At 64.4% G+C, this 23,612-nt stretch carries 21 protein-coding genes; 7 read left to right on the top strand and 14 right to left on the bottom strand.

Going from position 1 to position 23,612, the window contains the following annotated elements:
• Window position 1: 1 nt before the first annotated feature.
• The 6 genes from RCO31_RS22365 to RCO31_RS22340 all read right to left on the bottom strand — a co-directional run bounded on the left by RCO31_RS22365 (window position 2) and on the right by RCO31_RS22340 (window position 6,163).
• The gene (locus RCO31_RS22365) at window positions 2–976 is read right to left on the bottom strand and encodes an ABC transporter substrate-binding protein (protein ID WP_308970720.1); all 975 of its coding nucleotides are present in this window, start codon (window positions 974–976) and stop codon (window positions 2–4) included.
• A 42-nt stretch (window positions 977–1,018) separates the two neighbouring features.
• Window positions 1,019–1,678, bottom strand: coding sequence for a GntR family transcriptional regulator (locus tag RCO31_RS22360; RefSeq protein ID WP_308970719.1), 660 nt, complete (start codon window positions 1,676–1,678; stop codon window positions 1,019–1,021).
• Between the two features lie 232 nt (window positions 1,679–1,910).
• Window positions 1,911–3,353, bottom strand: coding sequence for an amidohydrolase family protein (locus tag RCO31_RS22355; protein ID WP_308970718.1), 1,443 nt, complete (start codon window positions 3,351–3,353; stop codon window positions 1,911–1,913).
• Window positions 3,354–3,459: 106 nt separating this feature from the next.
• Entirely contained in the window at window positions 3,460–4,485 is a 1,026-nt protein-coding gene (locus tag RCO31_RS22350) for an ABC transporter substrate-binding protein (RefSeq protein ID WP_308970717.1), read from the bottom strand.
• Window positions 4,486–4,527: 42 nt separating this feature from the next.
• Window positions 4,528–5,304 (bottom strand): ABC transporter permease, encoded by a 777-nt coding sequence (locus tag RCO31_RS22345; RefSeq protein WP_308970716.1) that lies wholly within the window; start codon window positions 5,302–5,304, stop codon window positions 4,528–4,530.
• Window positions 5,291–6,163 (bottom strand): ABC transporter ATP-binding protein, encoded by an 873-nt coding sequence (locus tag RCO31_RS22340; protein WP_308970804.1) that lies wholly within the window; start codon window positions 6,161–6,163, stop codon window positions 5,291–5,293. Before RCO31_RS22340 ends, RCO31_RS22345 begins: the two co-directional genes overlap by 14 nt.
• Window positions 6,164–6,343: 180 nt before the next feature.
• Between RCO31_RS22340 and RCO31_RS22335 the strand changes: the two genes are divergently transcribed.
• Window positions 6,344–7,108: a GntR family transcriptional regulator gene (locus tag RCO31_RS22335; protein ID WP_308970803.1), complete on the top strand. Its 765-nt coding sequence runs from the start codon at window positions 6,344–6,346 to the stop codon at window positions 7,106–7,108.
• Between the two features lie 21 nt (window positions 7,109–7,129).
• Here the strand turns inward: RCO31_RS22335 and RCO31_RS22330 are convergent, their stop codons facing one another.
• On the bottom strand, window positions 7,130–7,549 hold the full coding sequence (locus tag RCO31_RS22330) for a nuclear transport factor 2 family protein (RefSeq protein ID WP_308970715.1): 420 nt from the start codon (window positions 7,547–7,549) through the stop codon (window positions 7,130–7,132).
• 165 nt (window positions 7,550–7,714) lie between these two features.
• Here RCO31_RS22330 and RCO31_RS22325 point away from each other — a divergent pair, with 165 nt between their 5' ends.
• Together RCO31_RS22325 and RCO31_RS22320 are read left to right on the top strand one after the other, a co-directional pair.
• Window positions 7,715–8,995: an amidohydrolase family protein gene (locus RCO31_RS22325; protein WP_308970714.1), complete on the top strand. Its 1,281-nt coding sequence runs from the start codon at window positions 7,715–7,717 to the stop codon at window positions 8,993–8,995.
• A gap of 58 nt (window positions 8,996–9,053) precedes the next feature.
• On the top strand, window positions 9,054–10,658 hold the full coding sequence (locus RCO31_RS22320; protein ID WP_308970713.1) for an AMP-binding protein: 1,605 nt from the start codon (window positions 9,054–9,056) through the stop codon (window positions 10,656–10,658).
• Between the two features lie 134 nt (window positions 10,659–10,792).
• Here RCO31_RS22320 and RCO31_RS22315 read toward each other — a convergent pair whose 3' ends face one another.
• The 3 genes from RCO31_RS22315 to RCO31_RS22305 all read right to left on the bottom strand — a co-directional run bounded on the left by RCO31_RS22315 (window position 10,793) and on the right by RCO31_RS22305 (window position 14,524).
• Complete coding sequence (locus tag RCO31_RS22315; RefSeq protein ID WP_308970712.1) at window positions 10,793–11,767, bottom strand: Bug family tripartite tricarboxylate transporter substrate binding protein; 975 nt, start codon at window positions 11,765–11,767, stop codon at window positions 10,793–10,795.
• A gap of 69 nt (window positions 11,768–11,836) precedes the next feature.
• A complete protein-coding gene (locus tag RCO31_RS22310) occupies window positions 11,837–13,480 on the bottom strand; it encodes an alkaline phosphatase family protein (protein WP_308970711.1) in 1,644 nt (547 codons plus the stop codon).
• 51 nt (window positions 13,481–13,531) lie between these two features.
• On the bottom strand, window positions 13,532–14,524 hold the full coding sequence (locus RCO31_RS22305) for an amidohydrolase family protein (protein WP_308970710.1): 993 nt from the start codon (window positions 14,522–14,524) through the stop codon (window positions 13,532–13,534).
• Window positions 14,525–14,772: 248 nt separating this feature from the next.
• Here RCO31_RS22305 and RCO31_RS22300 point away from each other — a divergent pair, with 248 nt between their 5' ends.
• The 3 genes from RCO31_RS22300 (at window position 14,773) to RCO31_RS22290 (ending at window position 17,678) form a co-directional block, all read left to right on the top strand.
• Window positions 14,773–15,507 (top strand): TerC family protein, encoded by a 735-nt coding sequence (locus RCO31_RS22300; RefSeq protein WP_308970709.1) that lies wholly within the window; start codon window positions 14,773–14,775, stop codon window positions 15,505–15,507.
• 91 nt (window positions 15,508–15,598) lie between these two features.
• Entirely contained in the window at window positions 15,599–16,894 is a 1,296-nt protein-coding gene (locus tag RCO31_RS22295) for an O-acetylhomoserine aminocarboxypropyltransferase (RefSeq protein WP_308970708.1), read from the top strand.
• 4 nt (window positions 16,895–16,898) lie between these two features.
• On the top strand, window positions 16,899–17,678 hold the full coding sequence (locus RCO31_RS22290) for an alpha/beta hydrolase (RefSeq protein WP_308970707.1): 780 nt from the start codon (window positions 16,899–16,901) through the stop codon (window positions 17,676–17,678).
• A gap of 59 nt (window positions 17,679–17,737) precedes the next feature.
• On the opposite strand, the gene RCO31_RS22285 is transcribed toward RCO31_RS22290, so the two are convergent.
• The 4 genes from RCO31_RS22285 to RCO31_RS22270 form a co-directional block, all read right to left on the bottom strand.
• The gene (locus tag RCO31_RS22285) at window positions 17,738–18,049 is read right to left on the bottom strand and encodes a YkgJ family cysteine cluster protein (protein ID WP_308970706.1); all 312 of its coding nucleotides are present in this window, start codon (window positions 18,047–18,049) and stop codon (window positions 17,738–17,740) included.
• Between the two features lie 124 nt (window positions 18,050–18,173).
• Window positions 18,174–20,441 (bottom strand): arylsulfatase, encoded by a 2,268-nt coding sequence (locus RCO31_RS22280; RefSeq protein ID WP_308970705.1) that lies wholly within the window; start codon window positions 20,439–20,441, stop codon window positions 18,174–18,176.
• A 152-nt stretch (window positions 20,442–20,593) separates the two neighbouring features.
• A complete protein-coding gene (locus RCO31_RS22275) occupies window positions 20,594–21,565 on the bottom strand; it encodes a tripartite tricarboxylate transporter substrate binding protein (RefSeq protein WP_308970704.1) in 972 nt (323 codons plus the stop codon).
• 93 nt (window positions 21,566–21,658) lie between these two features.
• Entirely contained in the window at window positions 21,659–22,357 is a 699-nt protein-coding gene (locus RCO31_RS22270) for a helix-turn-helix domain-containing protein (RefSeq protein WP_308970703.1), read from the bottom strand.
• Between the two features lie 153 nt (window positions 22,358–22,510).
• On the opposite strand from RCO31_RS22270, the gene RCO31_RS22265 reads away from it, so the two are divergent.
• Complete coding sequence (locus RCO31_RS22265) at window positions 22,511–23,494, top strand: NAD(P)-dependent oxidoreductase (RefSeq protein ID WP_308970702.1); 984 nt, start codon at window positions 22,511–22,513, stop codon at window positions 23,492–23,494.
• Window positions 23,495–23,612 lie beyond the last annotated feature (118 nt).

Here is a 23,612-nt window from a genome sequence, read left to right as displayed (position 1 = left end):
CTCAGGATTTGGTCGGCACGGGCTTGAACTGCGTCGACAGAATTTCAGAGGCCGGCACCAGATCCTTCATGCCGCCGAGCTTGGCGAGGTCGAGCGCGAGCTGAAGCTGTTCGAGCGTATTGGGAGCGCTCATGCTGCCGTCCGTCTCCAGCTTCATGATCGTGTTCTCGTATTCCATTGCCGCGATGTCGGCGGGAATCTCGTAGAGGTCGGCGATCAGCTTGACGGTGGTGTCCTTGTTGGCGCGCATGAACGCCAACGCGCCATAGAGCGCGTTCAGCGTCTTCTGCACCAGCTCCGGCTTTTCTTGCGCGTATTTGTCGGGCGTGATCCAGCCGGCGGTGAGATTGGGCGGCGCCTCCTTGGCGTAATCGAGGATGGTGCGGGCCTCACCCGATTTGGAAATCTGGAAGCTGAGCGGCGAATAGACCACGGCGGCGTCGACGTTGCCGGCGAGCAGATTGGGCACCAGACCGCCGCCGCCGACCGGCACACGGGTGAAGGTGACTTTCTTTTCCTGCTGGGTCCAGAGCGCCAGCAGATCGGAGCCGGAGCCTGCCGAGGTGATGGCGACCTTCTTGCCGCCCAGATCCTTGACCTCGAGCGGCGACTTCGCGAGCACCATCAACTGCCAGCCGAAGCTGCCCATGCACGCATTCGCCACGACCTTCGACATCACGCCCTTCTTGCGGCCGGCGGCGGCCAGCGACGTCGCATCGAGAATGACATCGGCGGCTCCAGCGGCCATCGCTTCGAAGGTCTCCGCGCCGCCGCGATAGATCGTGAGCTCGGCGGTAATGCCTTCCTTCTCGAACAGCTTCTGCCGCACCGCCGTCTCGGCGATCGTCGTCGGCCAGTAGGTTTTGGTCGGCAGGCCGATGCGGACCTTTTCGGCGGCTCGGGCGCCGCCCGACGGTATCGCAATTGCGGTTGAGGCGGCCATCGCGGCCAGCATGTGGCGTCGGGTGATGTTCATGGTCGCGTTTCCTCTGTTTCTTTTGGGTCGTGCCGACGCGGTTCAGGCCGTGTCGCTCATCTTTGCGATTTTGGGAGCTGCGAGTTCGACGAGATGCATGGTGGTCATGAAGTGCTCTGACAGCGCCGAGACGGCGGCATCGGCGTCGCGCCTGAGAACCGCCTGCACGATGACCGCGTGCTCGGCGTCGACATCCCTGATCTTTCCGGTCTCACGCCGGATGGAAAGCCGCCGATAGCGTTCGCTTTGCTCGTGCAGGATGTCGCGGAAGCCGAGAAGCCACGGCGAGCCGCAGGCATCCACCAGCGCCCGGTGGAAGATGCGATGACGTGCGATCCACTCCTCGTTATGGCTCCCCGGCGCGTCGGGATGACGGTAGGGGACGGCGCAAAGCGAGGCGAACGCGCTCTCCACCTGTCTCAGCCAGGCCTGATCGCCGCGCTCGATCGAGCGGCGCAGCGCGAGGCCTTCGATATCGATGCGGGTTTGCGTGACGTCAGCCAGATCGGCGGGCGACACCGGGCTGACGCGGAAGCCGCGCTGGTCCGACGCCTGCACCAGGCCGTCGGCGACAAGCCGCGACAGGGCTTCGCGCACGGCGGCGAGGCTTACCGAAAACTGTTTCGCAAGCCCGGCGATATGCAGCTTCTGACCTGGAACGAGTTTGGTCGACAGGATGTCGGCGCGAAGCCGCTGAAGCACGGCAGAGGTGAGACTCCTCGGCCCTGCGTCTGCCTCCACATCAAAACGAACGGAAATGTTCTCCATTTGCGGGCAGGATGACGATCGCATAGCGGATCGTCAATCGAAAATCGATTTTTTTGTGCAGGCTGAACGTTGCGGCCCGTGTCTCGTCTGAGTTTCCCACAGCCCGTCCATCAAAGAACGCCGATCGGCGGTATCCAGCGGCGCTCGAAACGTCTTTGCGCGGACTCTACCCGCAGCCGCATTGTTCGCTGAACCAGCGCTTCAGGGGATGCTCGAGCCGCGGCCAGGCCGCGGTGAATGCCGCGTAGTTTTTGACGCCGGCGCGATACATCGCGCGCAGTTCGGTCTCGATTGCCGGCAGATCAACGCCGGTCGGTTCTCCGCCGCGGACGACGGTGCGCCCATCGACGACGACATCGCGAATGACGGATGCGTTGCCGCGCGCGAACAGAAGCTGCAGCGGGTCGACCGGCACGATCGCATCGCGTTCCAGCCGGTCGAGATCGATCACCATGAAGTCGGCGGGCGCGCCTGGAACGAGCTCGCCGCCGCCGGGTGCGCCGGTCGTGAGGCGGCCGTTACGGACGGCGGATGACAAGAACTCCTCGCAGGTCCAGTTCGACTGGTAGCCGACGCCGCCATGCGCAAGCTTCACAAGCCGCAACTCGCGAAGCGCGTCGTCGTCTTCGTCGAGCGCCAACCCGTCGACGCCGACCGCAATCGGACAGCCGCGTCGGCTCGCATCGGCGATCGGCGCCAGCCCCGAGCGGAGGTGCAGGTTGGACGAGAAGTTGGTGACGATACGGGCGCCAGACGCGGCGATGATATCGAGCTCGTCGGGTCTTGCGTGGATGCAATGAGCGAGCGTCAGCCGCTCCGACAGCAGGCCGATGTCGCGCAGATACTTGACGACGCCGTCGGGAAAAGCCCGATCGGCCCAGCCGCGCTGATAGATCGTCTCCAGGAGGTGCATGTGGACGCGGCGGCCGGTGAGCGCCGAGCGCTCGGCGATCGCCTCCAGCAATCCTCTCGAACACCACTGCACGCCGGCCGGCCCGAATTGCACATCGATCAGAGGGCTCTGGATACTTGCTGCGATGTCCTCGACGGTCGCGATATACTCCTTCGCCGTTGGCGCGGGATGGACAAACAGATCTTCGATCGCCGTTCGCTCATTCTCAGTGAGGCCGGCGAGAACCGGTTCGCTCTCGCCGTACACAATCGGGTTCTGATCGCGGACCGACAGCGCGAACGCCATGCGCATACCGACGTCCGCAGCCGCGCGGGCGATCGCCTTCGCCTCGTCGAGGATCGGCATGGTGCCGCTCGGCCGGGTGTAGTGGATCATCATCGCAGCGCAGCCGGATCGCGCGGAACGCGCCAGCGCGGATGCGGCCGCGAGGTACGGATCCGGCGGCGTGCCGACAACGGAGCGCAGGATCCACGACTCCAGCGGCATGTCGACCGCGCCGAACGAGGACGCGGTCGGCCGGGCATGATCATGCGCGTTGACGAGCGCCGGCAGGATGAAGGTGCGGCCTGTTTGGTTTGTATCGGCGGCCGATGAAATCCCAGTGATCACCCCGTCGTCGAATGCGATCGTCGCATGGTCGTGACGGCCGATTTCATGGCCGCAGAAGACGTGCGTTGCAGTGGTTTGCTGAGGCATGAGCAGCTCTCTCCGTCATTGCGAGCGAAGCGAAGCAATCCAGTCAGCATATATCATTCATGCCGCGTTGGATTGCTTCGTCGCGTTGCTCCTCGCAATGACGATGCTAGTTCGCCGTGTAGACCAGTTCACGCTCCGCGCGCGACGGCAGGAAATCGCGCGAGAAGACTTCAGCCGGCGTCGGGACGCGGTCGAGTTGATAGCCTTCCGCGACCATGCCGATCGCGCGCGCCATCCGGTCGTCCTTGATGTCGCCGATGCCGATCTCCTTCATCTCGGGCGAGACGATCAGCTTGTCGAACGAGTATTGAAGGCGGCGCTTCTCGACCGCCTCGTTGATCAGGTTATCGTAGTTGACGGTGGCCTTCATGCCGGCGTTCTGGTCCTTGGCGATTGCGATCATCGCCTTGTTGGTGGCGCGAACGAGCCCCGCCACCGCCTTCGGATTGCTGGCAATCAGCTTCTTCGACACCATCAGCCCGTTGGAATAGAGATCCATCCCGAAGTCGCCGAACGCGAACCACTTGAAATCCTTGTCGGGATCCTGGCGGTTCAGCACCAGGTTGAAGTAGCTCGTGATATTGAACACGAGAGCGGCGTCGATGTCGCCCTTGATCAGCATCGGCTCCTGCAGGTTCGGCGCCATGTTCGAGATCTTGATCTTCGATGCGTCGAGGCCGTTCTTGTGCACGAACACGGGAACGAGGCGCGTGGTCGGCGTTCCCTGCGCGCCGCCGAGGGTGCGGCCTTCGAAGTCCTTGACCGCGTTGATGCCGCTACTGGCCTTCGTCACGATCGCGAACGGCGGCCTGTTCCACATCATATAGACCATGACAGGCGTGTCCTGCGGCCGGGTCGATGCGTTCTGGATGATGGCGTTGACGTCGCCGAAGCCGGCATCGTAGGCGCCCGACATGATGCGCGTGACGGTTGCGCCCGAGCCTTCGCCCTGGTCGATCACCACATTGAGGCCTTCGGCTTTGAAGAAGCCGTGATCCTTCGCATAGAAGAATGCCGCGTCGCTGCCTTGGGTCTTCCAGCCAAGCGTGAGCTTGATCGTGGTTTCCTGAGCTGTGGCCGGGGCTGCGAGCGAAACGACGATCGCGATCGCCCCTGCTATCCTTGCAAACATCGACTTCTCCTTCGGGTTACAGGTTCGGCTTCAGTTGAGGGTTCATGTTGCGACGAGATCGTTCTTGCGCGTTGCCCAGCCGGTGATCCGGCCCTCGATCAGCGAGAAGGCGAGGTAGAGGACGACGCCGAGGAAGGCGAGAATGAACAAGCCGGCGAACACCAGCGGCACGTCGAAGTTCGACGACGCCGTCATCATCACATTGCCGATGCCGCGGTTGGAGGCGACGGTCTCCGACAGCACCGCGCCGACGAACGCGTAGGAGACCGCGACCTTCAGCGAGGCGAAGAAGAACGGCATGGTGCGCGGCAGGCCGACATTCCAGAGGATGTCGAACTTGCTCGCGCCGAGCGCCTTCAGCACGTCCTCCAGCTCCGGTTCGGTGGTCGCGAGCCCGGTGGCGATGTTGACGACGATCGGGAAGAAGCAGATCGACAGCGCGGTCAGCACGGCCGGCACGGAGCCGGAGCCGAACCACAGGACAAAGATGGGAACGACCGCAACCTTGGGGATCGACGAGAAGCCGATCAGCAGCGGATAGGCGGTGTCATAGGCGACCTTCGAGACGCCGATCACCGCGCCGAGCAGCACGCCGAGCGCGACACCGAGCACGAAGCCGATCATCGTCGTCGACAGCGTCTGAAGAATGTGCGGCCACAGCACCGGGAAGCGGCGGATCATGGTTTCCATGACCTGCGACGGTCGCGGCAGCACCAGGTCCGACATGCCGGACGCGAGGCAGAACAGCTCCCACAACACAAAGAACAGCACGATCAGCCCGGCGGACCAGAGCTTCTGCTTCAGATTAAGCTGGCCCATGTCCACCCTCCGGTGTGCCGGCCGACCGCGCATTGACGATCAGGTCGCGCAGGCGCTGGTTCAGCGCGACGAAATCCGCTTCGAATGTCATCTGGATGGTCCGCGGGCGCTGGAACGGCACGCTTGAGTCATCGATGACGCGGCCGGGCCGGGCGCTCATCACGCAGATACGATTGGCGAGGAAGCCGGCCTCGCGCAGGTCGTGCGTGACCAGCAGCACCGTCGGGCGGTGGGTCACCCACAAGGTCTGCAGTGTCGACCACAGCTCCTCGCGTGTGAACTGATCGAGCGCACCGAACGGTTCGTCGAGCAGCAGCAGCCGGGGTTCGTGGATGAGGGCGCGGTAGAGATTGGCTCGTTGCAGCATGCCGCCGGAGAGCTGCCAGGGGTAGCGCGGGCCGAAGCCGCCCAGTCCGACCTGATCGAGCAAGGCGTGCGCCTTGTCGCGAAACGCGTTGCGCCGCTTCTGCCTGAATTCGGAGCGGAACGGCTCGACGATCTTGAGCGGTAGCAGCACGTTCTGCTCGATCGTCATCCATGGCAGCATGGTCGGGTTTTGAAATGCCATGCCGATGCGCAGGGCCTTGGCCGCGACCTCCCGTCCGCCGACAACGACGACGCCGGTCGAGGGCCGCACCAGCCCGCCGACCAGCCGCAGGATCGTCGACTTGCCGCAGCCCGACGGGCCGACCAGGGCGAGGAAGTCGCCGTCGGCGATCCGCAGCGAGGTCGTCGACAGGGCCGGCACGGCCCGGTCGCCGCGTCCGAAGGTGACGGAGGCGTCCGACAGCTCGACCGCAATTGGTCCACTCTGTCCGGCGTGATCGAGGGGCGGCGGGGCGAGCTGCTTTACGTGCATGCGGTTCATAAACCAAACTGCATGCAAGGCTGATGCCACAGTCTATCGCCGTGTTTTCGGGAAGGACGACAAGCTTGCGGCCCTGCATCTCATTATTTCTTGTGCAATCGGCCCGGAAAATGCATGCAATCGAGGCGTGGCGCCGGCGCTTTAGTCGGCGCAGGATTCGCGGATCTCGACATGCAGGCGACGCGCACAACGGACCTCGATGGCAATGACAAGGTCGGCACGATCTGCCGCGCACTGCGCCGGGCCATCATCGAGCAGGCGCTCGAACCGGGAGCGAAGCTGCCGGAAGATGCGCTGGGTGAACGTTTTGGCGTCAGCCGGACGATCGCCCGCCACGCCCTTGGTCAACTGGCGGCGCAGGGGCTGGTGGAACTGCGCCGCAACCGGATTGCCGTGGTGGCGACGCCGAGCTGGCAGGAGGCGCGCGCCGCGTTCGACATCCGTATCGAGCTCGAACGGCTGGTGGTGCGACAGCTCGCGGGCAACCTTTCCAGGGCGCAGATCGCCGAGCTGAAGGCGCATGTCGATGCGGAGGAGGCGGCGCGCGCAGGCCCGGACGCGGTATCCATCCGGCTTGCGACGGAATTCCATATCCTTCTCGCATCAATGACTAACAGCCCGATCCTGATCCGCTATGTCAGCGAGGTTGCGTATCGGTGCTGCCTGACCTTGTCGCTCTACAGCAGGCCGCACTCCTCGGAATGTGCGATCAACGAACATCGCGCGATCATCGATGCTTTGGCCGCAGGGAAAGCCGATGACGTCATTGCGCTGATGCATACGCACCTGGATTCCGTGGCCAGTCGCGCCCTTCTCAGCCCGGCCAAACCGCGCGAGCGGGATCTGCTCGAAATTCTCGCGCCTTATGCGGCTGACGAGAGCGGCGCCGGCAAGGTGCGGCGAAAGGCTGATCTCAACGGTGGCGCGAGCGAATAGGCGTGGTTGCGGAGTGACTTGTCAGGCTTCGATTCCGCGCTGGACGAGGATCCGCTCGGCGCTGTCGTTCCAGACATCCATCTTTACGATCTGTCCGCCGCGCACCACGAAGCGGTCGACGTAGCGGTTGCCCTCGAACGGCGTGCCGTCGGGCCATTCGCCGTAAAGCGTGCCGACGCTGTAGACGATGGTCTCGTCGGCGCCAGGGCAGACATCGAAGCGATCCATGCGCTTCTTCACCCAGAGGTATCGTCCCTTGTTGAAGGCAGTCGGTCCGCGCGGCGTATCGAACGCGCGGCCGCCAGTGAAGGTGATGATGGTGCCGGGCTTCATATACGCCGCTGCCGCGTCCGGATCGGGGATCATCGACAGTTCGAGGTAGCGGCGGACGATCTCGGCGTCGGAAAGGCCGGCATCTGCGGGCGTGGCGGTGTCGGTCATGAGCTGGGTCCTCGGATGGTCAGCGAGGATACGCATGTCCCGCACAAACTGTATGCATATTTTTTGAACACTGGCCGCATCAATCTGTACACACTTTGAGCGCGCCCGAATCCTGGTCACGCGCTAGGTTGGACGTCTCGCGAGAACCGGGATCGCTGCCACTCGATGCACAGCCGCACTGCTTTCGACCGGATTCTGCGCCAGGCGACCGTCGCCGGCCGCGTTGCGGCCGCGGACATCGGTATCCGGGACGGCAGGATCGCCGCGATCGAGACGCACCTGCCGGCGGATGCGCCGGAGGTGAGGGCGGACGGGCGGCTCGTCCTTCCCGGCTTCGTCGACACGCATATTCATCTGGATAAGGCTTGCCTGCTCGGCCGCTGCGGCCACGACCATTCAAGCCTGGCGTCTGCGATCAAGGCGGTCTCCGAGCTGAAGCGCGGCTTCACCGTCGAGGACGTCTACCAACGCGGTGCCCGGGTGCTGGAAAAGGCCATCCTCAAAGGCACGACCCACATGCGCACGCATGTGGAGGTCGATCCGCGCGTGGGTCTGCGAAGTTTCGAGGCAATCCGGCAGCTCAAGCGCGACTACGCCTGGGCCATCGACCTGGCGATCTGTGTGTTTCCGCAGGAGGGACTGACCAACGATCCCGGCGCCGAGGATCTGCTCGTCGCAGCACTGCGCGCAGGCGCGGACGTGCTCGGCGGCTGTCCCTACACCGACAGCGATCCGAAAGCTCAGATCGATCGCTTGTTCGATCTTGCGGTACAGTTCGGTGTCGATCTCGATTTTCATCTCGACTTCGATCTCGACCCGACCTGGATGCTGCTGGACGACGTCTGCGAGCAAACGCTGCGACATTCGTATCAGGGCAGGGTGGCCATCGGTCACGTGACAAAGCTGTCGGCGCTGCCACCGGCGGCGTTCGACCGCGTGGCCGATCGCCTTGCCCAAGCCGGCGTGGCAGTCACCGGGCTTCCTGCGACCGATCTCTATCTGATGGGCCGGGACGCGACGCACAACGCGCCGCGCGGCCTTGCACTGCTGCACAAGCTCGTGCGCCGCGGCGTCTGCTGCTCGGTCGCGACCAACAACGTGCTCAATCCGTTCACGCCGTTCGGCGACGGCTCGCTGCTGCGGATGGCAAACCTTTATGCCAATGTCGCGCATGTATCGCCCCTCGACTTCGATCTCTGCGTCGATCTCGTCACGACCTTGCCGGCGAGACTGACGAACCTGACGGATTACGGCCTCGCTTCCGGCAAGCCTGCGACCTTCATCGTCGTCGAGGCGGAAACTCGCGCAGCGGCGCTGGCCGAGATTGCCGACGTGGCATTCGCGTTTCGAAACGGTGTGCAGACTTTCTCGCGTGCGCCCGCCGAGTTGTTTGATACGAAGGAACGACACCAGCCGGCCTTGCGCAGCGAGAAACTCCGTCGATAATCCTCCCCCGAAGTCTTCGCGTGATCAACGACGCGGACATCAGGGAGGAGAGGCGGCGGTGCTGACAGACGCGCACGCGCGGGGTCCGAAGCAGCCGGCGGTGAAGGACATCACGGTCGGCGGGTTGCTGCAGTGGGCGGCGGAGACGACGCCGGACCGGATCGCGCTGATCGCCGGTGTTCCGGAACCGGAGAGCCGCCGGCAGTGGACCTATGCCGAGCTCTATGCACAGGCACAGCGCTGCGCGCGCGCGCTCCGAACCCGCTTCGAGCCGGGCGAGCGGGTGGCGATCTGGGCGCAGAACATTCCCGAATGGATCATGACGGAGTTCGGCGCCGCGATGGCGGGCGTCATTCTCGTCACCGTCAATCCGGGGTTGAGGCCTTCCGAAGTTGAGTACGTTCTGAAGCAGTCGCGCACCGCCGGGGTGCTCGTGGTGAAGGAGTTTCGCGGCAACCGGATGCTGCAGACCGTTGAAGCGCTTGCCGCCGGCTGCCCGGATTTGCGGGAAATCATCTGCTTCGATGATTGGGATGCATTCCTTGCGGCGGGCGACGCAGCCAATCCGCAATTGCCTGCCGTGAAACCCACCGATCCGGCGATGATCCAGTACACGTCCGGCACCACCGGCTTTCCCAAGGGCGCGCTGTTGCATCATCGCGGGCTTGCCAACAATGGTGCGCACACCGCCGATCGCTGCGGCATCAAGGACGGTACGATCCAGATCACCACCATGCCGCTGTTCCACACCGGCGGCTGCGTCTGCTGCGTGCTCGGCGCGGTCGCAAAGCGCGCGACGCAGGTGCTCCTGGAAGCATTCGATCCCGGGCTCGTGATCCAGCTCGCGGGCCACTACCGTTGCGACGCTCTGCTCGCGGTGCCGACGATGCTGATCGGTATCATGGAGCATCCGGCCTTCGCCACCGCCGACCTGTCGTCGTTGAAGATCGTCTACTCCGGCGGTTCGACAGTGCCGGCAGCGCTCGTCACCGCGCTGGAGGAGCGCCTCGATGCAGCTTTCACGATCGTCTTCGGTCAGACAGAGTGTTCGCCGGTGTGCCTTGGTACCTTGCCCACCGACACGATCCGCGACAAGTCGGAGACGCTCGGCGTTCCGATGCCGGGCGTCGAGATCAAGATCATGAACCTTCAGACCGGCAGAACGGCGGCGATCGGCGAGATCGGCGAAATCTGCACCCGCGGCTATCACGTCATGACCGGCTACTTCGAGAACGAGGACGCGACAGCCGCTGCCATCGATGCCGAAGGCTGGCTGCACACCGGCGACCTCGGCGCGATGGATGCACGCGGCTACTGCACCATAGAAGGCCGGTTGAAGGACATGATCATCCGCGGCGGCGAGAACATCTATCCGCGCGAACTGGAGGAGTTGCTGTTCCGACATCCCGCGGTGGGTGACGTGGCGGTCATCGGACTGCCCGACGCGAAATGGGGCGAGGTGGTCGGCGCCTTCATCCGCCCGAAGACCGGCATCACGATCAGCAAGGAGGAGCTGTTCGACTACATGCGCGAGCATCTGGCTCCGCATAAGACGCCGCGGCACTGGTTCGCCGTCGATGCCATGCCGCTCACGGGCTCGGGCAAGATCCAGAAGTTCAAGCTGCGCGAGCAATGGTCGAAAGGCGAGATGAGGGAGCTGTGAGCCCCCGTCATTGCGAGCGAAGCATTCCAGCCTGTAGCCCGGGTGAGCGGAGCGATACCCGGGAATTGCGCTGCGACATGTACCCGGATGTCGCTCCGCTCATCCGGGCTACAGCATTGCCGCAGTGAATCGCCTCAATCCTCTGCCGTAAACCCTGACGCCTTCACCGCCGGGGCCCAGAATGCAGCATCGCGCTTCTGGATCGCGGCGAGTTCGGCGGCCGACGTGCCGGTCGGCTGCAGGCCCATGGCCAGAAGCCGCTCGCCGACCTCGGGCGTGTTTACGGCTTCAACCACGATTTGATTGATGCGGGTGATCGTATCCGGCGGCGTCTTTGCCGGAGCGAACAAAGCGTACCAGCCGCTGGCCTGCAGCTCGTAGCCCTGTTCGGCAAAGGTCGGAACGTCCGGGAGGAACGGCGAGCGCTGCGGGCCTGATGTCGCGAGCACATGGACGCGGCCGCTCTTGTGCATCTCCATCAGATCCGAAGTGGTGGTGACCACCATGGCGATGTGGCCGCCGACCAGATCGTTGAGCGCTGCGGCGGATCCGCGATAGCCCACGTGCCGAAGATCGAGGCCGGTGCGCTGCGCGAACAGCGCGCCGAGAAAGTGCGGCAGCGTTCCGGCCGCAGGCGTGCCGTAGTTGGCATCGCCCGGATTGGCCTTTGCCCATGCGACCAGTTCGCCCAACGTCTTGACCGGAACGCGAGGGCCGACGGCAACGGCGAAGTCGAACGTCGTAAGCTGGGAGACGGGGCTGAAGTCGGCAATCGGATCGTAGCCGAGCGACTTATAGGAGTGCTGATAGACGGCGACCGGAGCGATCGGCGTCAGCAGCAAGGTCGACCCGTCAGGCGCGGCACCCTTGACCGCCTGCACGCCGATCCGTCCGCCGGCGCCGGTGCGGTTCTCGACGATCACCGTCCGGTTCAGGCCGGCGCGCAGTTTGTCTGCGATCAGGCGCGACAGCGTGTCGCCGGAGCCGCCGGCCGCGTAGGGAAAGATGATGCGAACGGGCTGCTCGCCGACCTGTGCGCCGGCCGGCACGATCGCAGCAAACAGCAGTGTCAGCCCGAAACCGGCCGTGATCAGGCGGCGACTTGTCATTTTCATCTCCCCTCTGGCTCTGCGCTCATCGCTCTTGGCGGCGCTTGAGGCAAGCCCTCTCCACCGCGTTCAGTCTCCGCGATAATGCTGCCACAGCTCGTCGGGCAACTCGCTTTCGTCCCACACGCCGATCAGGATGCCGCGGCGCATCGACTTGCCGCGGCTTGCGAGCATCTGCCGCTCCGATCGCGTTGTGCGCTGCGACTGCCTGAGCCCCCATTCCGACAGCGCCGCCGCAAGCCGATCGCATTCTTTACGATAGGCAGGATCCGCGCCGAGGTCGCGAAATTCGTCCGGATCGTCCTGCAAGTCGTAAAGCATCGGCCGGAAGCCGATCGCGTGGACGTATTTCCAGCGCCGATCGACCGCCATGTACAGCCGCGCATCGCGCGGCGCGACGCCGAGTTTTGCGCCGACCGGAAGCAGCGAGTAGTCGTATTCACTGAACGCCACGTCCCGCCATGCCGGTGCCGCTTCACCGTGCAGCCACGGGCGAAGCGAGCGCCCCTCCAGCCGGTGCGACTGCTCCAGCGGATCGCGGCCGAGCACATCGAGGAATGTCGGCAAGAGATCGATTGCCTCGACCAGCGCATCGCAAGCGGAGCCGCGCGTTCGATCCGCAGCGGGCGAGGGGTCGACGACGATCAGCGGCACCTTCACCGACGGTTCGTGGAACAGGTCCTTTTCGCCGAGCCAGTGGTCGCCCAGGTAGTCGCCGTGATCGGAGGTGAAGATGATCAGCGTATTGTCCATGAGGCCCCGCTCGCGCATGAACGCGAACAGCCGGCCGAGCTGATCGTCGATCTGCCTGATCAGGCCCATGTAGACCGGAACGACCTCGCGGCGCACGTCGTCGCGGGAAAAGTTGCGGCTGACCCGCAGATCCATGAACTCGCGATAGACGGGATGCGGATCGCGCCGTTCGTTCTCGCTGCGCACCACCGGGATCACGTCGGACGCGGCATACATGTCGTTGTAGGGTTTCGGCGCGATATAGGGCCAGTGCGGCTTGATGAAAGACAGATGCAGGCACCAGGGCCGGTCGCCTGCCTCGGCCATGAAGTCCATGGCGCGGCTGGTCATGTAGGGCGTTTCAGAGTCTTCCTCTGCAACGCGGGCCGGCCTGCGCGCATGGCGCATCGCCCAGCCTGAAGCGAGCGAGTTGTGCTCGCCCTCGGCGGCGTTGGCGTGATCGTGCCAGGGGTTCTCGCCCGAATACCCTTTTTCCTTGAGATAGCGGTTGTAGCGCGGCACCTGCGGATCGTAGCGGCCGTCGGGCCCGACGGCATGCAGGCCATCGTCCCGCTCATACGGATCGAAGCCGCATTCGGCGACGCGCACGCCGATGATGGACTGCGGATCGATTCCGAGCCGCTCCATACCCTCGGTATCCGCTTTCATGTGCGTCTTGCCGACCAGCACGGCGTCGACGCCCAGCGGACGAAGGTAGTCGCCGATTGTCATCTCGCCCACCTTGAGCGGCACGCCGTTCCAGGTTGCGCCGTGCGAGTCCACATAACGGCCGGTGTAGAAGCTCATGCGTGAGGAGCCGCAGACCGGGGACTGAACGTAGGCACGCGTGAAGCGTACGCCGCGTGCGGCCAGCGCGTCGATGTGCGGTGTCTTCAGCGTGGGATGACCGGCGCACGACAGATAGTCGAAGCGCAACTGGTCGCACATGATGAAGAGGATGTTCTTGACGCGGCGGGTCAATGCGGCCTCGGTGACATCGCGTGATTTGATCGCATCCCGCCTTGTACCGGCTCAGGCGTCCAGCCGGTAGAACGTGCGGGCCGACTTTCGGTAGAGCAGCTCCTTGTCCTCCGCGCTCGCACCTTTGGTCACGCGCTTGAACGCATTCCACAGGGCGGCGTAGCTGCAGGAGGCTCCGTCGACCGGGAAATTGCTTTCGAGCATGCCGCGCGAAGGCCCGAAGGCGGTGATGCAGGTTTCGAGATACGGCCGCCAGGCGTCGGCAAGTTCGGCCGAACCGGGCTGCACCTCGCGCTTGCTGAAACCGAAGCCGCAAAGCGTCATGCCGAGACCGCCGAGTTTCACCCACACATTCGGACAGCTCGCGAGTTCCTTGATATTGCCCGACCAGCTCTGGAACACCTCGTCGCGCCGGCCGGTGTAAGGTCCGATACCGAGCGGACCGCCGACGTGATTGAGCACGATCTTCGCTTCCGGCACGGCGCGCGCGAGCGCGATCACCTCGGGCAACTGCGGGTGATACTGCCACGCTTCGAATGTCAGGTTGCGTTTGGCGAGCTCTTTCAAGCCGAGCCGGAAGGCCGGCTGCGCGTAGAGATCTTGCGGCGGATTGGTGTGGCTGTTGCGCACGTCCGGGCTCGCGTCCCAGCCCGCCGCGTGGCGGATGCCGCGAAAGCGCCCGTTGCCCGCGCGGATATGCGCGTCCAGCACCGGTCCGACCGTCTCGCCCAGCGTGAGGTCGGCTCTGGAGACGATGCCCTCGCAGGCCAGCACCTTGCCGTAGCGTCCGCTGGCGGCCATCGCCGCGGCGCCGTTGACAAATTCCGTTTCGCCGATCACGCGCAGCTCCTCAGGACCTGTCGCGCGATAGAACGAGGTGCATTCGACGAAGACCGTGCTTTGCACGTTGTGTCCGGACTGAACGTCGGCCAGCAACTCCGGCAGGAGGTAGCGGCTGTTCGGGAAATCCCACAGGTGATGATGTGGATCGCAGATCGGCAGCTCGGGTTCAAGGATTTCTTCTTTTGGGCTTGGAGCGGCCATGCGCATCTCCCTGTCATTGTCCTGTTTATTGGCGCCCGGAGCGTATGCGGCATCTATCGGCTCTCGCCGAAAGATCACAACCGTTCACGCGCTGGCGTCAGGCGTGGCCAATGCTTTCACGCACCGGAGCGGGGGTCAATCGGGGCGAAGTGCGACAGGATCATGTGACGTTTTTATCCCTTGCCGCTCGCCGGAACAGTCTCTAGATCGGCAGCCACACATGATCGGAGCCTTTGGAAACGCCTGCCATGGATCAATTGCTGACGCTTGCCGCTGATCCGGCAGCGTGGATTGCACTTTCGGCGCTGATCGCGATGGAGGTGGTGCTAGGCATCGACAACCTGATCTTCATTGCGATCCTGACCAACCGTCTGCCCGAGCACCAGCGCGAATCGGGACGACGGATCGGCATCGGTCTCGCGTTGCTGATGCGGCTAGTTTTGCTCGGTTCCGTCGCCTTCATCGTCACGCTGACGGCGCCGCTGTTCTCGGTGTTCGGGCACGACTTTTCATGGCGTGACCTGATTCTGATCGCCGGCGGTCTCTTCCTGGTTTGGAAGGCGACCAAGGAGATCCATCATCGGGTCGATCCCGATCCCGGGCCCGACATGTTCGACAGCAAGACCGCCAATCTCGGGTTTGCGGCTGCCATCAGCCAGATCGTGCTGCTCGATCTTGTCTTCTCGGTCGACAGCATCATCACCGCAGTGGGCATGACCGAACACGTGCCGATCATGGTCATCGCGGTCATCGTTGCGGTTCTCACGATGCTGCTGGCAGCCACACCGCTCGCCAACTTCATCAACAGGAATCCGACGATCGTGATGCTCGCTCTCGGCTTCCTGCTGCTGATTGGTACGGCGCTGATCGCGGAAGGTTTCGGCGCGAAGGTACCGAAGGGCTATATCTACGCGGCGATGGGCTTCTCGGCGCTGGTCGAAGGGCTCAACATGATGGAGCGCCGGGCGCGGACGAAACGTTGAGGTGTCTTTCCCGCCCTTGCCTGACCGGCAGCGCCCCCGATAAACTTGCAAGATCGCCGCTCACCTGTGTGGCCGTATCCGAGTTCCGCCCATGCCCGCGCCTAAGCCACCCGGTTTCGAGACCCTGAGCCTGCATGCGGGGCAGTCGCCCGACAAGGCCACCGGTGCGCGGGCGACGCCGATCTATCAGACGACGTCCTACGTCTTCCAGGATTCCGATCACGCAGCGGCGCTGTTCAACCTCGAGCGGTCGGGCCACATCTATACGCGCATCTCCAACCCGACGATCGCGGTGCTGGAGGAGCGTCTGGCGGCGCTGGAGAACGGCGTCGGCGCCGTCTGCACCGCGAGCGGCATGGCCGCGCTGCATCTGGCGATCGCCACGCTGCTCAATGCCGGCGACCATATCGTCGCCTCGTCCTCGCTCTATGGCGGCACGATCAATTTGCTGGCGCACACGCTGCCGCGCTTCGGCATCACCACCACCTTCGTCAAGCCGCGGGATCTCGATGCGTTTCGCGCTAGCATCAAACCCAACACGCGGCTTGTCATCGGCGAGACCATCGGCAATCCAGGGCTCGAGGTGCTGGATATCCCATCGGTCGCGGCGATCGCGCATGAGGCGAAGATTCCGCTCCTGATCGACAACACGTTTGCAACACCGTTTCTGTCGAAGCCGATCGAGCAGGGCGCCGACATCGTCATGCATTCCACGACCAAATGGATCGGCGGCCACGGCGTGGCCATCGGCGGCGTGATCGTCGATGGCGGCAGGTTCGACTGGCGCGACAGCGGAAAATTTTCGCAGCTGACCGAACCCTATGCCGGCTACCACGGCATCGTCTTCGACGAGCAGTTCGGGTCGGCGGCCTTCATCATGCGGGCGCGCACTGAAGGCCTGCGCGATTTCGGCGCCTGCCTGTCGCCGACCAACGCGTTTCATCTGCTGCAGGGCGTGGAGACGCTCGGCGTGCGCATGGAGCGCCACATCAAGAATACCGGGGCTGTGCTCGCATTCCTGAAAGGAAACAAGGCGGTCAGTTTTGTGCTGCATCCCTCGCTGGAGGATCACCCGGACCACGAGCTTGCCAAGCGGCTGTTGCCGCAGGGCGCGGGTTCGATCGTCTCGTTCGGCGTCAAGGGCGGCAGGGCGGCGGGCAAGAAGTTCGTCGAGGCGCTGCGCCTCACCAGCCACCTCGCCAATGTCGGCGACGCGAAGACGCTGGTGATCCACCCGGCCAGCACGACGCATCAGCAGATGGATGCGGCACAGCTTGCAGCGGCAGGCGTCGGCGAGGATCTCGTGCGGCTGTCGGTCGGCATCGAATCTGCGCAGGACATCATCGATGACCTCGGCCAGGCGCTGCGCGCCTCGCAACGGGAGTGAGAGGATGCAGCTGAACGTCAACGGACAAGAGACCTTCGTCGGCACCGGCGGCAAGCCGTTCGATCCCGCGCAAGCCACTGTGGTGCTGCTGCATGGCGCAGGCTTGGACCACACCACATGGGCGCAGCACGACAGGTGGTTTGCGCATCACGGATTCTCGGTGCTGGCGCCGGACCTGCCGGGCCACGGCCGCTCGGCCGGCGCGCCGCTCAAGACGATCGGCGCCATGGCCGACTGGACTGCGGCGCTTGTCGAAGCGTCAGGCGCGGTGAAAGCCAGGCTCGTCGGCCACTCGATGGGTTCGTTGATCGCGCTCGAGACGGCGGCACGACACCCATCGAAGGTGACAGGGCTGACGCTGCTCGGGACATCGGCGAAGATGGCCGTGGGACCGGACCTGTTGAAGGCGGCCGAGGCGAACGACCATGACGCGATCGACATGGTGTCGATCTGGGGCCTCGGCCCGGCCGCCGGGCTCGGCGGCAGCCTTGCGCCTGGCCTGTGGATGTACGGCGGTGCGCAACGCGTTCTCGAGCGCAGCAAGCCCGGCGTTCTGTTTGCCGATCTGTCCGCGTGCAACGCATATGAGGAAGCAGTCGATGCGGCAACGAAGGTGAAGGTCCCGGTGACCGTGATCCTCGGCGAGCGTGACATGATGACGCCGGCGAAGGCGGGCAGGGCGCTGGCCGCCGCATTGGCCGATTGTCGTACGGTGGTGCTGTCCGGAGCCGGCCATATGATGATGACCGAGCGGCCCGACGAGGTGCTGGCGGCGATGCGGTGAGGCGTTGCCGCGAAGAGAACGCCCCGGATCGACAGCTTGAAGCTGTTTCGATCGCGATCTCAGACGGTCTCCAGCGCTGGCAGGCCGAACGATTGCCTGGCCAGACTGCATTCGGCGTCGCCGGGTTTGCACGCGCGACAGACATCGGGCCTGACCGCGTACGCCAGGCAGGTGGTCGCGTCGCCGACCTTGCCCGCCAGCGCCGAACATCGGTTGCCGTTGCAGTGCATGCCGGTCTTCTCAGCATTCACATAGGCGAGCGGAATGGCGGCGATATCAGGATCGCTGTCGGTCGTGAACGCGGGCCAATGGGGCGCGAACGAACAGCACGCGCCGCAGGAGCGGCAGGGGTCAGCCTGATTGTCGGACATTGAGCCCGTCTAGTGCATCGCGACGCGCGACGCAATGTCGGCACGAGAATGTAGCCCGGATACGCGAAGCGAAATCGGGGAGTTGAGCCCCGCCTTCGCTCCACTCAGGCCGGCCACCGCCTCGCTACTGCCTCGCCATCTCGATCGCCACGTCCGCCTTCGCAGCATCTTTAGCTTCGCTCGTTCTCCGTGCCGGCAGTTCCACGACGACCTCACTGATCCGGCCCTGAAACGGGAAGGGGGCGCGGTAGTCGTCGCTGACGCCGATGCCGTCGTCGCGGCCGAGGTTGAGATTGCCGCCCGCATGACGACGGATGAGGAACGGAATGTCGATGCGGCCGCAGACGGCGTCGCCAATCAGTACGCTCGCGCGCCCGACCCGGCCGAGCCGCTCGACCGAGACGCCGAGGCTGATTTTGCCGGTCGGCAGCGTCGTGTCCGAGACCGCCTTCAGATGCTGGCCGAACAGGTTGTAGTCGAAGACCAGTCGACCCTTCTGAACATAGAGTGCAAGGCCGCTGCGGTGGTCGCCGAAGGAGAAGATGCAGCCTTCATCGTCGACGTGATCGCGCGCGATGTCGGCGGTCACCAGAAACGTCCGGTTGCCGAGCGCGGGCGCGGTCGCCATGCGGATCTCTTCGAACGGGGGGTGGTAGACATAGCGCGTCCGGTTGCGCGGATCGTGCCAGCCGGTGGTCGGCCGCCACAGTTCCGCGCGGCGATCGTCGAGCGGCAGCACGCCGTTGCGGCCGGCTTCCACCCACCAGCGCTCGACCAGCTCGCGCAGCTTCTCGGGATTATCTTGCGCGAGGTCGCGGCTCTCGGAGAAATCGCTGTCCAGATGGTAGAGCTCCCACGCATCCGCGTCCCATGACGTATTCGGCTCGTGATAGGTCACAGCCTTCCAGCCATCGGCCCAGATGCCGCGATGGCCGAACATCTCGAAATACTGCACCGGCTTGCGCGTGGGCGCAGCAGCCGCGTCGGGCGCAAACGTGTAGAACAGGCTGGTGCCGTGGATCGGCATCTGCGGATAGCCATTGACGCTGTCGGGACGCGCAGCGCCGATCGCTTCGAAGATGGTCGGCGCGATGTCGGTGACGTGGTGAAACTGGTGACGGATGCCACCCTTGTCGCTGACACCGGCAGGCCAGTGCACGATCAGGGGATCGCGGATGCCGCCGCCATGCGTGTTCTGCTTGTAACGCTTGCCCGGCGTGTTGCCGACCTGTGCCCAGCCCCACGGATAGTTGTTGAATGCTTCCGGCGTTCCGATCTGGTCGATGCGCGCAAGACTTTCGTCCAGCGTTTCAGGACGGCCGTTGAAGTAACGTGAATAGTCCACCATGCCGGCCGGGCCGCCTTCCTGGCTGGCGCCGTTGTCGGACATCAGCAGGAACAGCGTGTTGTCGAGTTCGCCGCTGGCCGACAGATAGTCGATCAGCCGGCCGATCTGCGCGTCGGTGTGCTCGAGGAATCCGGCGAACGCCTCCTGCAGGCGCAGCGCCAGCGTCTTCTCGTCCGGCGAGAGCTCGCTCCAGGCCTTGACGCCCGGATTGCGCGGCGCGAGCTCGGTGTCCTTCGGAATGATGCCGAGCTGCTTCTGCCGCTCATACCATTCCTTCCGCACCACGTCCCAGCCCGCATCGAACCTGCCGCGATACCTGGCGATATAGTCCTTCGGCGCCTGATGCGGCGCATGCGTCGCGCCAAAGGCGAGGTAGAGGAAGAACGGCTTCTCCGGCACGGACACCTTCTGGCTTCGCACCATTGCGATCGCCTGATCGACGAGGTCTTCGCTCAGGTGGTAGCCCTCTTCGGGACTTTTCGGCGGCCTGATCGCATGGTTGTCGCAGGTGAGGTCAGGGCGCCACTGGTCGGTCTCGCCATCGAGGAAACCGTAGTAGCGGTCGAAGCCGCGCGACAACGGCCATTGATCGAACGGACCAGCGGGTGAGGTCTGCTCGATCGGCGCCAGATGCCACTTGCCGACGGCGAAGGTGGAATAGCCGGTCGGCCGCAGCACTTCGGCGACGGTTGCAGCGCTTTTCGACACCGTGCCGGTGCAGTTCGGAAATCCCGTGTTCCAGTTCGCCAAACCGCGCATGCCGACCGAATGGTGGTTGCAGCCGGTGAGCAGAGCCGCGCGGGTCGGCGAGCAAAGCGCGGTGGTGTGGAAATTGGTGAAGCGGAGCCCGTCTGCCGCCAGCCGGTCGATATTCGGCGTAGCGATAGACGAGCCGTAGCAGCCGAGATGGGCGAAGCCGAGGTCATCGAACAGCACGACCACGACGTTCGGCGCGCCCTTGCGCGGCCGCGGCAGCTCCGGCCAGTGCGGGGTGCTCTCATGGACGGTGCGGCCGACGCGACCCTTGAAGAGTGAAACTGTCATTGGGCCTCCCATTTGGATTTGTGGTTATCTCAGCGTCATTGCGAGCGAAGCGAAGCAATCCAGTCTGAGGTTGTGGCAAATGCCGCGCCGGCGACGCGACGCCGTTCTTCGAACGGCTATGTTTCGGAATGACGCTTGTGGCGATGTGCTGCTCAATCCACCTTAATGTTCGCTTCGGTGACGACCTTCTTCCACAGTGCGTGCTCGGACGTCATTCGCGCGCTGAAGTCTGCGGGGCCTCCAAAAGTGATTTCGGTGCCGAGCCGTTTCAGCCGCTCGACCGTTGCCGGCATCTTCAGCACCGCTTCGATATTGGCATTGAGTTTCGCGACGATCGCATCCGGCGTTCCCTTCGGCACCATGATGCCGGCCCACACGCCGGTGTCGAAGCCTGCGCCGAGGCCGGTTTCGGAGAACGTCGGAACATCGGGCAGGAACGACGACCGCTTCTTGCCCGTCGTCGCAAGGATCTTGAGCTTCCCGCCCTCCATGAAGGGGAGCGTGCCGGCGAGGTTGCCGAACATCAGTGGAACGTGGCCGCCGAGCAGGTCGGTCGCCGCTGGCTGATTGCCGCGATAGGGCACCGCGACGATGTTGATTTTCGCTTCCTGCCCCAGCAGCGCGATCAGGAGATGCGCCGGTGTGCCGTTTCCAGGATGCGCAAAGTTGAGTGTGCCCGGCGCGGCCTTTGCTTTGGCGATCACTTCGGCCAGAGAGCTTATTTTCGCTGAAGGTCCTGCGCTCAGCACGTTCGGCACGTCGCCGATGATGGCAACCGGCTTCAGGTCATGGATCGTGTCGACGCTCTTGCTGGCGGCGAGTGCCGCGATCGTCACGTTGTGCGTGCCGCCCAGCACGATGGTGTAGCCGTCGGCCTGGGCGCGCGCGCCGGCTTCGAGCCCCACCACGCCGCCACCGCCGACGCGATTCTCGACGATCACCGGCTGGCCGAGCCGCTCACGCAAGGGCTCGGCGACGGCGCGCGCGATCAGATCGGTGCTGCCGCCTGGCGGATACGGCACGATGAATTGGATCGGTCGGGTGGGGTAGTCCTGGGCGATGGCGCCTGCCGTGGCAAAGATCAGCGCGGCCGCCGTTATCAGAAGGCTATTCCAGAACCTCATTAGGACCTCCTCCCTGTGTCACTCTTCTTGCCGATGGCGCCTTCTTGTCGAAGCCGGCGCGGTGACGCCGGTTTCGGTGTGCGCTCACGAAAATCAGGACAGCGCCGGGTCGAATGCTTGCGCCTCGGCGTAGCGCCTGAGCGCGCGCGAGCGCGCTGGCCCGACGGCTGTGTGCGGCCCCTGCATCAAGCCGACATACTCGTCGATCAATAGCTCCAGCTCGAAATCCAGTTCGTCCCTGCGCGTGCTCCAGGGACGGCCCTCCGACTGGGCCTCGAAGTGCGCCGACATGTAGCTCGACGTGCGGATCATCATCGAAATCCGCTTGTTGGCGATCGCGCGCGGCAGGTGCGCGACTTCGTCCCGGATCAGCGGCACGAGCTGGCGGATGCTGGTATCGAAGCGATCCCGCACGATGGCGTGGAAGTTGGACGACGGATTGTTGATGGCCTGGGCCAGAAACCGGCGGAAATAGCTCTTTCCTTTTGCCTCGATGATCGGTGCGAGTGCCGGTTCGCAGAGAATGGCGATCAGCGCGCGCAGCCGGTCGGCCGGCGCCGGCTTGTCCGACAGATATTGCGCCACACGCTCGATCCGCGCGCGATTGATCGGCTCCATCCGCAATTCGCAGATCGCCTCGATCAGGGCGTCGCGGGTCGGAAAATAATAATTGATCGCCGACGCGTTCCGTTGGCCGGCCTCCGTCATGATCGCCCGCGACGATGTACCCGCCGGCCCATGCAAGGCGAACAGGCGCTCGGCGGCGAGCAGCAGCTTCATGCGTGTGTCCATCGCTGCATGCTGTCACGGCTAATGAAGTTATTCAAGGAATTTAATGAGTATGCATTAAGCCGTTGACCGGACTGGAGTTGTCCCGTCGCGGCGTGGCGGTGAAGTGCGGCCGGCGATGGGATAGGGTCTGTCAACGTTCGCGGAGAAAGCGCCATGACACTCAAGGTTCTGCTGACACACACGCCGCAGTCGCGCCGTCAGTACTATGGCGAGCAGGCGCTTGCCGGCCTGCGCGACCAGGCCAACGTGGCCTTGCATGAGGGCGACGACGCGCTCGATGCGGCTGGCCTGGTCGAAGCGGCGCGAGAGACCGACGTGATTGTCGCCGATCGGCTCACGGCTGCGCCCGCCGAAGTGTTCGCAGGGCTGCCGAAGCTCCGCGCTTTCGTGCGGTGTGCGGTCGATATCCGCAACGTCGACGTCGGGGCGGCGTCTGCGGCCGGCGTGCTCGTCACCCGAGCGGGTCCGGGTTTCGTGCAATCGGTCGCCGAGCTTGCGCTTGGGTTCCTGATCGACCTGTCACGCGGCATCTCGCGCGCTGCGGCCGACTATCACGGCGGCCGCACACCCGAAGTCGTCATGGGCCGTCAGCTCGCCGGCTCCCGCATCGGCATCATCGGCTATGGCAGCATCGGGCGGTATTTGGCCCGGGTGGTTCAGCCGCTCGGCATGACGGTGTTCGTCGCCGATCCTTTTGCCAGGGTTGACGACGCCAACATCCATCATGTCGGGCTCGATGAGTTGATGCGTCGGGCCGATTATGTCGTCTGCCTCGCCGTCGCGACGAAGGACACCGAAAACCTGATCAACGCCGCCGCGCTGGCGCTGCTGCAGCCGCATGCGTTCTTCGTCAATCTGTCACGCGGCGAGCTCGTGGACGAGGCGGCGCTTGCGGCCGCCCTGCGCGAGGGCCGGATCGCGGGGGCGGCGATGGATGTCGGCCGGGCACGCGACCAGATGCCGAGCGCGGAGCTTGCGTGTCTGCCGAACGTGATTGCGACACCGCATATCGGCGGCCTGACGCCGCCGGCGATCGAAGCTCAGGCGTTCGAGACGGTGCGGCAGGTCGCGGCCATCATCAAAGGCGAGGCACCGCCTGGCGCCGTCAATGCCGATCGCTGGACGCGGCGACCATGAGAGGGCAGGTGCTTGATGGTGACCGGCTCGCGCACGATGCTGAGATCGTGCGCGAGCGCTAGATTCGTTTGTTTGGTCGCATTTTCGGTGTCTACTTCTCCGGAAGATGCTCTAGATT

This window comes from Bradyrhizobium sp. LHD-71 (assembly GCF_031157255.1).
In the GTDB taxonomy this organism is placed as follows: domain Bacteria; phylum Pseudomonadota; class Alphaproteobacteria; order Rhizobiales; family Xanthobacteraceae; genus P52-10.
This window is presented reverse-complemented; position numbering and strand designations above follow the sequence as displayed.